Below are 13,919 nucleotides of genomic sequence, written 5' to 3'. Positions count from 1 at the left end.
CGACACGACCCGACATGACACGGGCCCAGGTCAACCGGCGCGAGCAGCCGGGCGGCCTGGGCCTCGGTCTTTCCGACCGCACGCCGCTACGACCGCACGCCGCTACGACCGCACACCGTTCCAGTCGCACGCCGTTCCGGCCCACCTCCGCGGGTGGCGCCGGCGACGACCAACGCAGCATCGGCCAAGGGCGCTCCCCGGGGCCGATACCCGTTCAGCGGGTCAGGGCGACCAGCCCGACGATCGCCAACCCGGCTCCCACGAAACCGCATTGGAGCCTCATGCGCCCCAGGCTCTTCCAGGGCGTCCCCCAACGGGTCCGGCAGCGCGGCGAGAACGTCACGTCCGCCCAGTCCCACACCCACACGTCCACGCCACGGTAGCCACCGGCCACCACGAGGAGAGCACCGCCCGCGACCAGCGCGAGCACTCCACGAAGAAGCACGCTGCTTCCCTCCCCCTCCACGATCGGCGCCGGCATCGGCTTCGGCGCCGGCTTCGCGGCATTGTCGCAAGGAGGAAGTGAGGAAGGGAGGAAGGGGGGTGGGCCCGAGAAGGGGCTCCCACGGAGGAGATCCTTCGGGCAGGGATCATGACTCACCGTACCCGTACCGACACCATCCGCTCACCCCTTTCCTTGAACGGTCATCTATCGGGCGGTACGCGGCTAACGTCAGCGCCCTCACGGCCCCTGCCCCTCGCGATGCGTGAGCGCCCCTTCGTGGCGGCGAGCGGGGCCATGCGCGCAGGGGAGCGCGCAGTGACAAGCAGCAAAGGGGGGCCATTTCGTGGCACGCGATCAGAGACCTGGGCCGACGGCGGAGGACGGGAAGAATGCTCGACTCGGCTGCGGCATCGTGCTCGCCGCGCTTCTGGTGGTCGGCGGATGCAACGCCCTGATCGACAACGACGGTGACGCGTCGTCCAGTTCGTCGTCCTCGTCGTCTGTGTACGACGGGTCGTCCGGCTCTGGCGACGAGCCGGACATCGTCACGGTCGGGGACTTCGTCGGCATGGAGCTCCAGGCGGCCCAGGACGCCGCGCAGGGCGCCGGTATCTACGACCTGGACTCGACCGACGCCACCGGCCAGGGCCGTATGCAGCTCCTGGACCGCAACTGGACGGTCTGCGCCCAGACGCCCGCGGCCGGCGACACGATGAGCACCGACGACACGCTGACGTTCGACACCGTCAAGTCCAGCGAGGGCGAGACCTGCGACGACCTCGCGGGGGCGGACGGCACTGGTGACGACTACGGCGAAGCCGGCACCGCCGATGTCTCCGGCGCGGAGGACGCCTATGGCGACGACAGTTCGTCCGCCGCCGCCGGTGCCGCGAGCGACGACGGCGACAACTCCTCCGGCGACGGCTCGGGTTCGTCGGCGGGCGGCTCCGACGCGTCCGACGGTGATCCCGGTGACTCCCGTGCCTCCACGTCCTCGGGCGGCTCGCAGCAGGCCCCCGCCGGCGCCACCGCCCTGTGCGACGACGGTACGTACAGCTACTCCGCGCACCGGCGGGGTACGTGCTCGCATCACGGGGGCGTGGCCGACTGGCTTGCCGGCGCGCCCTCGTAGGAGAAGCCGCATCGCCTACGAGGGCTCGTCGTCCGTGTGCTTCAGGCGCATCCGGGCGTCGACCTTCTCCGGAGGGGCTATCTCCGACCAGAACCGGTGGCCGGAGACGAACACGGTGAGTTCGAGCTCGCGTCGGCGGAGCTTCTCGACCTCGGCCTGTTCGTCGTCGGTCCAGCCGGGGGAGGCCGGGCGCTCCACCTTGCGCCAGCCGCCGGTGTCGCTGAAGCCGTCCAGGGGCTCCACCGACCAGGGGAGTCGTTTCAGCAGGGCCAGCAGCTCGGCCCGGACCTGGTGCAGCTCCTCCTGACCGGCGAGGAGGTCGCTTGGAAAGTCATAGGTCGCAGCCACACGGCAATGCTACGCCTGTTCGATTTTGTGGTGCGAGTTCCTTCCGGGACTTCACGCGAACGGGTGTTCCGAACGGGGGTTCGAAAGTGAACAAGATAGGCAGGTTGGACTGCGCAGTTTGAACTGGACAGTTTGAGCTGGGCGATTTACGGTGGGCGCATGGATCACAGCGGCAACCCGCCGAACGAAGCGGGCGTATCGGATTCCGCGGCGCGTGCCGCGCAGGATCTGCGCGTCGCGTTCAGCCTGCTCAGGCGGCGGATCCGCGAGGTTTCCGAGACGCGGGACCCCGCACAGGGTCCGGCGCAGGGGTCGGCTCAAGATCCGGCTCAGGACCCGGCGCAGGACCTCACCCCCTCCCAGATCTCCGCGCTCACGCTGGTGAGCAAGAGCGGGGCCGCCACGGCCAGCGCGCTGGCGGCGGTCGAAGGGGTGCGCCCGCAGTCGATGGCCGCCACGCTCGCGGCCCTCGACCAGTTCGGGCTCATCCAGCGCAACCCCGACCCCGGGGACGGCCGACGTCAGCTCGTGACGCTCACGGACGCCGGGCGTGAGCGCGTCGAAGGCACCCGGCAGGCCCGTTCGGAGTGGCTCGCCCGGGCCTTCGAGGAGCGCTGCACGGAGGACGAGCGGCAGACCGTCATCGCGGCGATGGCGCTGCTGGAACGGCTCACCCGCTCGTGATACCCACGCTCCGCGACTGGGTCCAGCACCGGCTCACCCCCACGCGTCACCGCCCGCCCGACCGTTTCGACCGCCGGCTGATCGCCCCGATGGTCCTCGGGACCGTACTGAACCCCGTCAACTCCTCCATGATCGCCGTGGCGCTGGTGCCCATCGGCAGGGCGCTCGGCGCGTCCCCGGCGGACACCGCGTGGCTGGTCTCCGGGCTCTATCTCGCCACCGCCGTCGGACAGCCCGTCATCGGACGGCTCGTCGACCTGTACGGACCACGCCGCCTGTACCTCATCGGTACGGCCATGGTGGGCGTCGCCGGACTCCTGGGCGCCCTCTCCCCGAACCTCGGCGTGCTCGTTGCCGCCCGGGTGCTGCTCGGATTCGGCACCTCGGCCGCGTACCCCGCCGCCATGAACCTGACCCGCAGCGAGGCGGAGCGCACCGGGCAGAGCAGCCCGGCCGGCGTGCTGACCGCGCTCGCCGTCTCCGCGCAGACCGTCGCCGTGGTCGGGCCCACCCTGGGCGGCCTGCTCATCGGCGTCGGCGGCTGGCGCACCATCTTCCTCGTCAATGTGCCGCTGTCCCTGGCCTGTCTGGTCCTCGGAGCCCTGCGGCTGCCGAAGGCCGCGAAGCCCGCGCCGACGGCCCGCCCCGCCGACCCCGCCGACCCGGAGGCGTCCCGGCCGTCCGCGTCCGGCGCGCGCGGTGTCGACCTCGTCGGCATGGCCCTGTTCACCGCCCTGCTCGTCTCGCTGATGCTGTTCCTGATGAGACCGCGGGCCGCGGACTGGTACCTGCCGGTGCTCGCGCTCGCCGCCGGGACCGCCTTCGCGCGGTGGGAACTCCGGGTCCCCGCCCCGTTCGTCGACCTGCGGGTGCTCGGCGGCAACGCACCCATGCTGGCCACCTTCCTGCGCCAGTTCCTCAGCTACGCCACCGCCTACGCCTTCCTCTACGGGTTCACGCAGTGGATGGAGGAGGGGCGCGGGCTGCACGCGGCCGGCGCCGGACTGGTCCTGCTGCCGCTGTCGTTGAGCGGACTCGTCGTCTCCGGCCTGACCGGACGGCGGGAGTCCGTCCGCGGCAAGCTGGTGGTCGGCAGTCTCGTCCAGGTCGCCGGGTGTCTGGCGATGCTGACCCTGGACGCGGGCAGCGCGATCTGGGCCCTCGCCGCCGTCGGCGCGCTGATGGGTGTGCCCCAGGGACTCAATGGCCTGGCCAATCAGAACGCCCTCTACCGGCAGGCCGACCCCGCCCGGATCGGCTCGGCCGCCGGGCTGCTGCGCACGTTCATGTACCTCGGCGCGATGGCCGCCTCCGCCGCCGACGCCGCCTTCTTCACGCACGGCGCCGACACCGGCGGCCTGCACCACCTGGCCCTCTTCATGCTCGCCGGAGCCGTACTGCTCCTGGCGGTGACCCTCATCGACCGATCCCTTCGCGATCCCACCCCCCGAAAGGCCTGACCATGGCAGTCACCACGCTCGACCCCCGCACCGCGCTCGTCCTCATCGACCTTCAGCACGGCATCGTCGGGAACCCGGCCGTCGCCCCGCACACCGGCGCCGACGTCGTGGAGCGCTCCGTCCGGCTCGCGGACGCGTTCCGCGGCCACGACCTCCCGGTCGTCCTCGTCCGGGTCACCGCCGCCGCCGACGGTGCCGACGCCGTACGCGGCCGGATCGACGGCCCGAGCCGCACCCGCACGTTCCCCGAGGGCTGGGACGTCATCGTCGACGACCTGACCGGGCACCCCGAGGACATCCACGTGACCAAGCGGAACTGGGGCGCCTTCTACGGCACCGACCTCGACCTGCACCTGCGCCGCCGCGGGATCACCCAGATCGTGCTGGCCGGCATCGCCACCAGCATCGGCGTCGAGTCCTCGGCACGCGCCGCCCACGAGCACGGCTACCACGTCACCCTCGCCACCGACGCCATGTCCGACCTCGACGCCGAGACGCACCGCAACAGCGTCGAGCGGATCTTCCCCCGCCTCGGCGAGACCGGCACGACCGAGGAGATCGTCGAGCTGCTCGACAAGACCCGGGTCTGACCGGCCAACTCACCAGGCCCGCGAGTACCTTGGGGCCGTGACCCTGGATGATCTTCGCGTGTTCGTCGGCGTCTGCCGGGCCGGAAGCCTCAGTGCCGTGGCCCGGGAACTGGGCTGCACGCAGTCGGCGGTGAGCCAGCACGTCCGCCGGCTGGAACGCGAGGTCGGGCTCGGACTCGTCGAACGGCAGGCCCGGGGCGTGGTGCCCACCCGCGCCGGGCGGCTCCTCGAACGGGCCGCCGCCGACGGCATCGCCGGTCTCGACCTCGCACTCCGCGGGCTCGACGAACTGGCACGCGGGGGCGGCGGTACGGTGCGGATCGCCACCGGCGGCACCACCGTGCGGCACTTCATGGCCGAGGCCGTGGTCGAGTTCCGGGGGCGGTACCCCAAGGTCAGCCTGGAGTTCCAGACCGAGAACTCCAGCCGGAGCTGCTTCGACGCGCTCGCCGACCACGGACTCGACCTCGCCTGGGTCACCCTCGGCCCACCCGTGCGCGGGGTCGAGCAGCGGGCCGTGGTCGAACTCCCCTGGGTGCTCGCCGTGCGCGCCGACGACGAACTCGCCACGCGGGAACGGATCGAGGCGGAGGAGCTGGCCGGACTGAGGATCGTGGGACTTCCCGAGCGGTCCACCTCTCGCGCCCATCTCGACTCCGCCTACCGGGAGTTGGGGATACCGGCGAGCACCTCCGACACCAGCGTCGCCGACTGGGACACCGCGATCCTGCTCGCCGAACTCGGCCTCGGCCACGCCGTGGTCCCGGCCCTGCCCGGTCTGCCCGGGCCCGGCCACCCCCGCCTGCGCTTCCTCCCCGTACCGGCCCTGCCGCCGCTCGCCGTCGGCTGGGCGGTCCGCCGCTGGGACGCCCTGTCACCCGCGGCGCACGCCTTCGCCGACACGGTGGCCCGGCACTGCTCGGACCCCGGCACGGCGGCGGGGGACTGACCCCGGCCCGGTGCCGAGGACCGGCACCGACTCCGGCCCCGTGACGCTCGTACGCGATCGGGCAAACCCCGTACCCAGCCGGGCGAACACCCTTGTACAGCCGGGCGGTTCGGGCCGGGTCCAGGGGAGCCGGACCCGGCACGTCGACCCTCAGCTCCCCGTCCCGGCGGGCGGCGTCAGATGCCGGACCAGTTCGCCCGCCACCGGGACCGGCACCCCGGTCCGCTCCGCCGCACGCAGCAACGCGCCGCCGATCGCGTCGAGTTCGAGGGCGCGGCCCGCCTCGGCGTCCCGCTGCATCGAGGACCTGGTGGCCGCCGGGAAGGCGTCGTAACGGGCCAGAGCGGTCGCCGGATCGGTGGCGGCTCCGCACGCGCGGCCCACCGCGGCCGTCTCCTCCACGAGAGCGGTCAACTCCGCGCGGTGCAGCGTGCGTACGTCGCCCACGGGCACCCCGTACCGGGTCGTCAGCAGGGCGAACGGCGCGAGGAACGCCATCTTCGCCCAGAGTGTCGCCGACTCGTCGTCCCGGACCCGGGCGTGCAGTCCGGCCCACTCCAGCGCCCCGGCGAACGCCTCCACCCGCGCCCGCGGTGCCGTGTCGGCGGTCAGGTCGAGTTCGGCGAACGGGCTGCCGTGCTCGATCACTCCCGGGGCGATCCGCGTCGACTCCACGCGGATCACCGCGGGGGCCACCTGCCCGGGGCGGTAGCGCTCGCGCAGCAGCGCCGGGTGCTCGACACCGTTCAGGAGCGGGACGACCAGTCCCTCCTCGCCCAGAGCCTTCGCCGGAAGACGCTCCAGCGCCGCCTCCAGTGCCGTCGCCTTGACCGCGATCAGGCACACGTCGGCCGGCTCGCGCAGTTCGGTGTCCGCCTCCACCCGCGCCGTGAAATCGCCGAAGTGCCCGCTGCGCACCTCGATGCCGTCCGCGGCCAGCTTCCGCGCGGTCTCGTCCCCGGCGAGGCAGACGACCCGGTGGCCGGCACGGGACAGGAGCGCCGCGAGCAGCCCGCCGACCCCGCCCGGACCCAGCACGGCCACTGTCAGCACGTCGTTCGCCATAGATCCCCGCTCCTCTCCACGGGACCCCGGAACGGGCCCCGGAGATGGTCACAAGACGCGGCGACCCGAGTCAATCCTCGGAGAACCTTGCCGAACTCCAAGGGATCGCTCGGGTGTTGTGCGGATCGGGCCGCGCGGGGCCGCTACGGCACCCGTACCGAGGCCCCGGGCTCCGGCAGTCGCAGCCGGTCCGTGAGACCCGCCCGCGCGAACGCCTTCGCCAGCGTAGAACCGTCCTGCGTGAAGTGACCCCAGTGCTCGAAGTGCAGCGGGACCACCCGGACGGCGCCCAGGATCTCCGCGGCCCGTGCCGCGTCCTCGCTGGTCAGGGTGAGCGGGGCGTCCGGCACCAGCGAGGTGCGCGCCGCGCCCGCGAAGAGCACGGCCACATCGAAGGGGCCCTCCCGGTCCGCGATCTCCCGTACGACGTCCAGGGACGCGTTGTCACCGCTCACGTACACCTTGGGCAGCCCCTCACCGGACAGCACGAAGCCGGTCACCTCGCCCACGAGGGGCAGCGAGCCGTCGGGCCCGTGCTGCGCCGGAACGGCCGTCACGCGCAGGGTTCCGCCGTCCGGACGCGCCAGCTCGGCGGACTCCCAGGGGCCGAGGGCGCGAACGGGGGCGCCGATCCGCTCGTACGCCGATGCCGTCGACAGGGCCACCGGGGCGCCCTGGAGAAACTCGCGCCCGGACGCGTCCAGGTTGTCGGGGTGCTGGTCGTGCGAGAGCAGGACGGCGTCGACCGGGCCGATCCGCTCGGCCGGGAGCGCGGGTCCCGCGGTCTTCACCAGCTTCCGCGAACCGACGGGGTACTCGCCGGGGGCGTCGAAGGTCGGATCGGTCAGGAGCCGCAGGCCGCCGATCGCGATGACGGCGGTGGGGCCGCCGACGTAGGTGATCTCCACTGAGGTCATGTTCCGCTCAATCCGCCGGGCCGGTGACGGTATTCCCCGGCCCGGGCGGGCCGCCTTCCGCGAGCGGTGACCACGACGGCACCGAACGCGCGAGACTGGACCCATGTGCCGCAGCATCAAGACACTTCGTCCGCCCGCGATCCCCGAGGAAGCGACCGAGGAGGAGATCCGCGCCGCCGCTCTGCAGTACGTCCGCAAGGTGTCCGGGTTCCGTGCCCCGGCCGCCCACAACCGTGAGGCCTTCGACCGCGCCGTCGAGGCGGTCGCGGCGGCCACGGCCGAACTGCTGGACCACCTGGAGGTGCGTGGGGCGGCGGCCCAGCGCGCCGGATGACCGGCCGGACGGTCGGCCCGGCGCACGGTCGTGGGTGTCGTCCGTAGGCGGGCGTGGCCGTGGACCTCGCGTGAGGGTATCCGTCACCCGTACGTGCTCTGAGCCCGTACGGGCGTCACGGGTATGGGCGTACGGGCGTACGGGCCGTACGGAGGCCGGTGTGCCCGCGTGGCGTCCCCGTGTGCCCGTGTGCCCGTGTGCCGTCACGGGCCCCGGGCCAGGGGCTCAGGCGCCCGCTTCCCGCTCCCGCACGGCGGGACGGCGTACGACGTAGGCCGCGCCCGCACCCGCGATGAACAGGGCCCCGACCGAGACGGCCGCCGTGAGCCATGTGGCGCCCAGCCACTGGCCGCCGTAGTAGCCGAGGGCGACGCTGTAGCCGGCCCAGGCCAGGCCGGCGAGGACCGACCAGGGCAGGAAGTCGCGGACCCGGCGGTGCGCGGCGCCCGCGCCGAGCGAGACCACCGAGCGGCCGGCCGGAGCGAAACGGGCCACGATCACGAGCACGCCGCCGCCGCTCGCCAGGACCTGGCCGAGACGTTCCTGCGCCCGCGTCAGGCGGCGGGAGCGGGCGATGGCGCGAACCAGACGGTCGCCACCCCGCCAGGCGACGCGGTACGCCACCAGGTCGCCGAGGACCGAGGCCGTGGCCGCGCAGAGGGTGAGCACCAGGATGTCGGGCACGGAGTGCGGGACGTTGCCCGTCGCCGTGGCGGAGCCGGCCGCGGCCGTCGCCGCCGTGATGACCAGGACTCCACTCGGCAGGACGGGCAGGAAGACATCGAGAACGATGGACACGGCGATCACCGCGTAGATCCATGGGCTGCCTGTCAGCGACCCCACACTCTCCAGCACCGAAACTCTCCCCCGACCACCCCGTGAGCCCGACCCTGCCACTCCTCGCGACGGAGTGGCGTGCGGTCTGTGACCGCCACACAGCGTACGCCGCGGATGGGTCGGATGATCCTCCGGGGACGCATGTGTCGGTGACATCACGTTCACACGCCCGCACGCTCCGGTACGCGGGAGGGCGTCGACGACCGCGTGGAATGGGCCTATTCCGGGGTGATCCGGGACTCCGCCACCGTCGTCAGCCGGGCACCTCCGGCCGCCCGGCCGGGGCCGCCGCCGCGCCCCCGCCGTGCCTGTTCGAGACGCAGGGAGGCCGAACGGCCGCGCAGGGTGAGGGTCATGAGCTGATTGCCGAACCAAGGACCGCCGGTTTTCCGCCAGTCGACCGGCGGCCGCGCGCAACCGCCGTGCCGGGACAGGAGGGTGCCGAGCAGCCGGGCCGGACGGCTCCAACCGAACCGGAAGCCGAGCCGCACGGAGCGCGGGATGGAGTTGTGCACGGGGGAGCAGGTCAGTTGGAGAACGCGGGCCGAGGGCTGCCGGGTGGGGTCGGCCCAGACCGGATCGGCGACGTAGGCGTGGTGCACGTCCCCCGAGAGCACGCACACCGTCGCCGGTGCCCGCTCCGCCGAGCCGACCTCGGCGATCAGCTCCGCCAGTTCCACGAACGACTCCGGGAAGGCCGCCCAGTGCTCCAGGTCGGCCGCGCGGCGCAGCCGCTCGCCGAACCGGGCCCAGCGCCCGCCCCGATCGCCTCGGCACAGGGCGGCGTCCCACGTCTCCACGTGATGGATCAGCGGGGGCAGCAGCCAGGGCAGTGAGGTGCCGATCAGCAGGTGGTCCCGGGATTCGGGCGTCTCCAGGGCCTGCTCGCGCAGCCAGGCCGCCTCCCCGGGATCGAGCATCGCGCGGTCCTTCTCCTCCAGGACGCGGGCCGCGCGGGTGTCGAGCATCAGGACGCGGGTGCGGCCGAAGTCGCGGCGGTAGCTCCAGCGGACCGAGGCGGGGTCGGCGTCGGCCTGGGAGGCGAAGGCCCGCAGCACGTCCGTGCCGTCGGGGGTCTCGCGCACGGCCGCGTACAGCAGGTCGTCGGAGAGCTCGGCGGGGGAGAGGTTGCCGAGGTGCTGGTGGACCCAGTACGACATCAGCCCGCTGAGCACCCGCTCGCGCCACCACGGGGTCGCCCGGATCTCCGTGACCCAGGACGCGCTGGTGTTCCAGTCGTCGATGACGTCGTGGTCGTCGAAGATCATGCAGCTCGGCACGGTCGACAGCAGCCAGCGGATCTCGGGGTCGAGCCAGGACTCGTAGTAGAGGCGGGTGTACTCCTCGTAGTCGGCGACCTGGTGGCCCGGGGGGTCCGCGAGACCCCGGCGCGCGGCGATCCAGGCGCGGGTCGCCCCGGACACCTCGTCCGCGTACACCTGGTCGCCCAACAGCAGCAGTACGTCCGGGCGTTCGGTGTCGGGGGCCGAGGCGATCCGGGCGGCGAGGGTGTCCAGCGCGTCGGGGCCCACCGGGTCCTTCTCGTCCGCTGGCGGCGACGCCCACCGGCAGGAACCGAAGGTGACACGGACGGCCTCGTCCTCGCTCCCGGAGGTGCGCACGACCGAGGGCGGGAAACGCGAGTCGGGCAGCGGCCACACGGTCGTGCCGTCCAGCAGGATCTCGTACGAGGTGGTCGTGCCCGGTGTCAGCCCGTCCACCGGCACCAGCGCGTAGTGATGGCCGGCCACCTGGAAGGTGCGGGCCTGTCCGCGGGTGCCGTCCGCGCAGCGCACCTCGGCGGTGCACGGGCGGCTCGCCTCGACCCAAAAGGTCGCCGACGAGCCGTCCACGTACCTCAGCAGCGGTCCCAGGCGCAGCTCGGCCATGGTGATCCCCCTCCTCCGTCGCCCCGTACGGTACGGAACGACGGAGGCCTGTGGGGAGGTTCCGGAGACCGTGGGAAACACCGTGGGGGGACAGTGTCCGGAACCCTGGCGGCTCGTGGCCGCCGGTCCATGCCCCGGGTGCGGGTCAGCAGCCGGCGAGGACCGAGCTGAGCTTGGTCTTCTCGGCGGAGTCGATCTTGAGGTTGTAGTAGTACTTCACCTGGACCCAGGCGCGGACGTAGGTGCAGGCGTACGCGGTGCGCGAGGGCATCCACTCGGCCGGGTCCTTGTCGCCCTTGGACTGGTTGACGTTGTCCGTGACGGCGAGGAGCTGCGGGCGGGTCACGTCGTTGGCGAAGGCCTGGCGCTGGGCCGTGGTCCAGGCGCTGGCGCCGGAGTCCCAGGCCTCGGCGAGCGGGACGAGGTGGTCGATGTCGACGTCGGAGGCGGCGGTCCAGGTGGCGCCGTCGTAGACCGAGTACCAGCTACCGCTCGTGGCCACACAGGCGGAGTCGGTGGTCACGTTGGAGCCGTCGCGCTTCAGGATGTACTCGCGGGTGTTGCACGTGCCGCTGATCGTGATCCAGGTCGGGAAGAGGTCGCGGGAGTAGCCGGTGCGGTTCTCGGTCGCGACGGTGAGGGACGCGAGGTAGGTGCGGGCGGTGGCCGCGCTGACCGGGGTGGGGAGGGCGGCGGAGGCGGTCGGGCCGGTGAAGACACCGGCCATGGCTATCAGACCCGTGATGCCTGCGAGTATGCTCAGCCGTCGACGCGCGTAGACCTTGGGCATGCGAACTCCCTTGTGGTGTGGGGGTGTTGGGGTGCGGGCGAACGAATGCTCGCGGCGTCGTGTTGCCGTGAGGTAAGTGCGCGGTTAGAAAATAATGACGCGTTCATGACATGACAAGGTTCATGACAGAACTTTCTCCGGCGGGCGGGTGTCCGGGTCGGGGGACTTTCGGCCCTGGGGAGCCGGCTCGCTGGTCGCGTACTATGGACGGCGCAGAAGGGGAGTAGCTCTTCGCCGGACCGTCGACATACTGCTCAGCTCGTCTGAGCCGGCGCCCGGAGGCAGGCCTCGATCACGAGGCCGGCCAGCGAGACCTTCGGCAAGCAGTGCACTTGCCCTGCCGGGCCTTTCCGGTGTGGGTGCTTGTGCCCGTGCCTCCCGGCGCGGGTGTTGCTGTGTGCTGCCGTGCCGAGGTGTCGCGCAGTCACAGCACGCGCAATCGCAACACTCTCGGCGGGGCAGCCCGACCGATTGAGGGATTTTGATCAGCTTCAGCGTGATGGCGCTCGTCTTCGGTGTCGTCTTCCTTGCCGAGCTGCCGGACAAGACCGCGCTCGCCGGGCTCGTCCTCGGCACTCGCTACCGCGCCTCGTACGTTTTCGTCGGTGTCGCCGCCGCCTTCGCCGTCCATGTGGTGCTCGCCGTCGCGGCGGGCAGCGTGCTGACCCTGCTGCCGCAGCAGATCGTGCACGCCGTCACCGGTGTGCTGTTCCTCGGCGGGGCCGCGGTGCTGCTGATGAAGAAGGGCGAGGACGAGGAAGAGGTGCGCAAGCCGGCGAACCAGACGTTCTGGAAGGTGTCCGGGGCGGGCTTCATGCTCATCCTCGTCGCCGAGTTCGGCGACCTCACGCAGATCATGACGGCGAACCTCGCGGCGCGCTACGACGACCCGCTGTCGGTGGGGCTCGGTGCGGTGCTGGGGCTGTGGGCCGTGGCGGGGCTGGGGATCGTGGGCGGCAAGGCGCTGATGAAGCGGGTCCCGTTGTCGTTGATCACCAAGGTGGCGGCTGTGCTGATGATGGGGCTGGGGGTCTGGAGCCTGTACGAGGCTGTGGCGGGCTGAATTCGCTCGCCTCTGGCGTTTTTGCCGGTGGGCGTTGGCTGTGTCGGCGTCTGGGGTTGGTGCCGGGCATTGGTGGTTGTTCGGTGCGGTGCTGTGTGTTCGCGGTTCCCGGCGTGTTCGCGGGTCCCGGCCGGTGGGGGTCGGGGCCGTGCCGGTGCATCAGCCCGTCGCCGTTGGGCGGAGATGTGGCCGTTGGTGGCGACGGCCATTGATGTACCGGCACGGCCCCTTCCGCCGGATCCCGGCTGCGGGTCCGCGTTCGCTGGGGTTCGGGCGTGAGTTTCGGCCACTCCGGGCTGCCTTTTCGGGTGCGGAGCAAGTCTCAGCTCGGGCAGGCGAAAGCTTCAGCCCCTCCGGTGATTGAGGAGTGGGCGGGGGTTGGGGTGGAGCCCCAGGGGTGGAGCGGGTAGGGGCGGAGGGGGCTAAAAGATCCTTCGGTCGGCGCGGCTGTCCTCTCTGTGGGCTGTGCGAGTGGCTCTGCGGGCCGCGCGAGTGGCTCTGTGGGCCGTGTGAGTGGCGCTCGGCGGGGTTGTTTTGTATGTTGTAGGAACAAAGTGGTTCCCGTCCGCATCTCCCTGACCGGCGGGCGGGGCCGCCTTGTTTCCCGGGGGTGTATTGGTCCCCCCTACCTGTGCTTTGGAGCATCGATGACGACGGCCACCACCGTTCTGACCGCCCGTGCCTTCCTGCTCGACATGGACGGGACCCTCGTCAACTCCGACGTCGTCGTCGAGCGCTGCTGGCGTGGCTGGGCCGACCGGCACGGGCTGGACGGCGACGAGGTCATGAAGGTCGTCCACGGGCGGCAGGGGTACGCCTCGATGGCGGTGCTGTTGCCGGACCGTCCCATGGAGCAGAACTACGCGGACAACGCGCGGATGCTGGCCGAGGAGACCGCCGACATGGAGGGCGTCGTCGCGATCCCGGGTGCGCCGGAGTTCCTCGCCTCCCTCGCGGGGGTGCCGCACGCCCTCGTCACCTCGGCGGACGTGGCGCTGTCCACTGGGCGCATGGCCGCGGCGGGGCTCGGGCTTCCCGATGTGCGGGTCACCGCCGAGAGCGTCGGTGCCAGCAAGCCCGATCCCGAGGGGTTCCTCAAGGGGGCGGCCGAGCTGGGGATCGCTCCTGAGGACTGTGTCGTCTTCGAGGACTCCGGGGCCGGGATCGCCGCGGGGCGGGCGGCTGGGATGCGGGTCGTGGGGGTTGGGCCTCGGGCCGGGTTCCATGGGCCGGATGTGCTTGTTCGGGATCTGACCGAGGTGCGGGTCGAGGTTGTCGGGGACGGAACCGGAGCCGTCCGGCTTCACATCGGCTGAGGGGCTCCCGGGGGAGAGGTCTCTCTGGGTGCGGATCCCTCTGGCGAGGGGTGAAGGCTGAGGTGGGTGGGGCTGGGCGATGGGATTTCGCCCCCTCCGC

General features: G+C 72.0%; 15 protein-coding genes. 8 read left to right on the top strand and 7 right to left on the bottom strand.

The window, feature by feature from the left end; all coding sequences use genetic code 11:
* Positions 1–214: 214 nt before the first annotated feature.
* Entirely contained in the window at positions 215–445 is a 231-nt protein-coding gene (locus ACFRIC_RS09065; protein ID WP_382781731.1) for a hypothetical protein, read from the bottom strand.
* Between the two features lie 343 nt (positions 446–788).
* Between ACFRIC_RS09065 and ACFRIC_RS09060 the strand changes: the two genes are divergently transcribed.
* The gene (locus tag ACFRIC_RS09060; RefSeq protein WP_382781728.1) at positions 789–1,577 is read left to right on the top strand and encodes a DUF3761 domain-containing protein; all 789 of its coding nucleotides are present in this window, start codon (positions 789–791) and stop codon (positions 1,575–1,577) included.
* A 15-nt stretch (positions 1,578–1,592) separates the two neighbouring features.
* Here the strand turns inward: ACFRIC_RS09060 and ACFRIC_RS09055 are convergent, their stop codons facing one another.
* Entirely contained in the window at positions 1,593–1,925 is a 333-nt protein-coding gene (locus ACFRIC_RS09055) for a hypothetical protein (RefSeq protein WP_382781725.1), read from the bottom strand.
* Positions 1,926–2,084: 159 nt separating this feature from the next.
* Between ACFRIC_RS09055 and ACFRIC_RS09050 the strand changes: the two genes are divergently transcribed.
* The 4 genes from ACFRIC_RS09050 to ACFRIC_RS09035 all read left to right on the top strand — a co-directional run bounded on the left by ACFRIC_RS09050 (position 2,085) and on the right by ACFRIC_RS09035 (position 5,608).
* Positions 2,085–2,609 carry a MarR family winged helix-turn-helix transcriptional regulator gene (locus ACFRIC_RS09050; RefSeq protein ID WP_382781722.1) on the top strand — a complete coding sequence of 175 codons (525 nt, stop codon included), beginning with the start codon at positions 2,085–2,087 and terminating at the stop codon, positions 2,607–2,609.
* 89 nt (positions 2,610–2,698) lie between these two features.
* Positions 2,699–4,069, top strand: coding sequence for an MFS transporter (locus ACFRIC_RS09045; RefSeq protein WP_382782746.1), 1,371 nt, complete (start codon positions 2,699–2,701; stop codon positions 4,067–4,069).
* 2 nt (positions 4,070–4,071) lie between these two features.
* Complete coding sequence (locus ACFRIC_RS09040) at positions 4,072–4,659, top strand: hydrolase (RefSeq protein WP_382781719.1); 588 nt, start codon at positions 4,072–4,074, stop codon at positions 4,657–4,659.
* A gap of 37 nt (positions 4,660–4,696) precedes the next feature.
* Positions 4,697–5,608 carry a LysR family transcriptional regulator gene (locus tag ACFRIC_RS09035; protein ID WP_382781716.1) on the top strand — a complete coding sequence of 304 codons (912 nt, stop codon included), beginning with the start codon at positions 4,697–4,699 and terminating at the stop codon, positions 5,606–5,608.
* A gap of 150 nt (positions 5,609–5,758) precedes the next feature.
* Here the strand turns inward: ACFRIC_RS09035 and ACFRIC_RS09030 are convergent, their stop codons facing one another.
* Together ACFRIC_RS09030 and ACFRIC_RS09025 are read right to left on the bottom strand one after the other, a co-directional pair.
* Complete coding sequence (locus ACFRIC_RS09030) at positions 5,759–6,673, bottom strand: ketopantoate reductase family protein (protein WP_382781714.1); 915 nt, start codon at positions 6,671–6,673, stop codon at positions 5,759–5,761.
* Positions 6,674–6,816: 143 nt separating this feature from the next.
* Complete coding sequence (locus tag ACFRIC_RS09025) at positions 6,817–7,590, bottom strand: MBL fold metallo-hydrolase (protein WP_382781712.1); 774 nt, start codon at positions 7,588–7,590, stop codon at positions 6,817–6,819.
* A 103-nt stretch (positions 7,591–7,693) separates the two neighbouring features.
* Here ACFRIC_RS09025 and ACFRIC_RS09020 point away from each other — a divergent pair, with 103 nt between their 5' ends.
* Positions 7,694–7,924 carry a DUF2277 domain-containing protein gene (locus tag ACFRIC_RS09020; RefSeq protein WP_382781710.1) on the top strand — a complete coding sequence of 77 codons (231 nt, stop codon included), beginning with the start codon at positions 7,694–7,696 and terminating at the stop codon, positions 7,922–7,924.
* Between the two features lie 225 nt (positions 7,925–8,149).
* Here the strand turns inward: ACFRIC_RS09020 and ACFRIC_RS09015 are convergent, their stop codons facing one another.
* The 3 genes from ACFRIC_RS09015 to ACFRIC_RS09005 form a co-directional block, all read right to left on the bottom strand.
* A complete protein-coding gene (locus ACFRIC_RS09015) occupies positions 8,150–8,779 on the bottom strand; it encodes a DedA family protein (RefSeq protein ID WP_382781707.1) in 630 nt (209 codons plus the stop codon).
* Positions 8,780–8,979: 200 nt separating this feature from the next.
* Complete coding sequence (locus ACFRIC_RS09010) at positions 8,980–10,650, bottom strand: alkaline phosphatase D family protein (protein ID WP_382781705.1); 1,671 nt, start codon at positions 10,648–10,650, stop codon at positions 8,980–8,982.
* Positions 10,651–10,795: 145 nt separating this feature from the next.
* Positions 10,796–11,440, bottom strand: coding sequence for an HNH endonuclease family protein (locus ACFRIC_RS09005; RefSeq protein WP_382781702.1), 645 nt, complete (start codon positions 11,438–11,440; stop codon positions 10,796–10,798).
* Positions 11,441–11,921: 481 nt separating this feature from the next.
* Between ACFRIC_RS09005 and ACFRIC_RS09000 the strand changes: the two genes are divergently transcribed.
* Together ACFRIC_RS09000 and ACFRIC_RS08995 are read left to right on the top strand one after the other, a co-directional pair.
* A complete protein-coding gene (locus ACFRIC_RS09000; protein WP_382781699.1) occupies positions 11,922–12,503 on the top strand; it encodes a TMEM165/GDT1 family protein in 582 nt (193 codons plus the stop codon).
* A 647-nt stretch (positions 12,504–13,150) separates the two neighbouring features.
* Positions 13,151–13,819, top strand: coding sequence for an HAD-IA family hydrolase (locus tag ACFRIC_RS08995; RefSeq protein ID WP_382781697.1), 669 nt, complete (start codon positions 13,151–13,153; stop codon positions 13,817–13,819).
* Positions 13,820–13,919: the final 100 nt, after the last annotated feature.

Origin of the sequence: Streptomyces sp. NPDC056738 (genome assembly GCF_042790435.1) — a bacterium.
In the GTDB taxonomy this organism is placed as follows: domain Bacteria; phylum Actinomycetota; class Actinomycetes; order Streptomycetales; family Streptomycetaceae; genus Streptomyces.
Note: the sequence above shows the minus strand (reverse complement) of the source record. Positions and strands in the feature narration are given on the sequence as shown.

Excerpts from the sequence above, each read along its gene's own strand:
- ACFRIC_RS09050 (WP_382781722.1), top strand. The coding sequence starts at position 2,085 with ATGGATCACAGCGGCAACCCGCCGAACGAAGCGGGCGTATCGGATTCC.
- ACFRIC_RS09045 (WP_382782746.1), top strand. The coding sequence starts at position 2,699 with ATGGTCCTCGGGACCGTACTGAACCCCGTCAACTCCTCCATGATCGCC.
- ACFRIC_RS09040 (WP_382781719.1), top strand. The coding sequence starts at position 4,072 with ATGGCAGTCACCACGCTCGACCCCCGCACCGCGCTCGTCCTCATCGAC.
- ACFRIC_RS09030 (WP_382781714.1), bottom strand. The coding sequence starts at position 6,673 with ATGGCGAACGACGTGCTGACAGTGGCCGTGCTGGGTCCGGGCGGGGTC.
- ACFRIC_RS09025 (WP_382781712.1), bottom strand. The coding sequence starts at position 7,590 with ATGACCTCAGTGGAGATCACCTACGTCGGCGGCCCCACCGCCGTCATC.
- ACFRIC_RS09020 (WP_382781710.1), top strand. The coding sequence starts at position 7,694 with ATGTGCCGCAGCATCAAGACACTTCGTCCGCCCGCGATCCCCGAGGAA.
- ACFRIC_RS09010 (WP_382781705.1), bottom strand. The coding sequence starts at position 10,650 with ATGGCCGAGCTGCGCCTGGGACCGCTGCTGAGGTACGTGGACGGCTCG.
- ACFRIC_RS09005 (WP_382781702.1), bottom strand. The coding sequence starts at position 11,440 with ATGCCCAAGGTCTACGCGCGTCGACGGCTGAGCATACTCGCAGGCATC.
- ACFRIC_RS08995 (WP_382781697.1), top strand. The coding sequence starts at position 13,151 with ATGACGACGGCCACCACCGTTCTGACCGCCCGTGCCTTCCTGCTCGAC.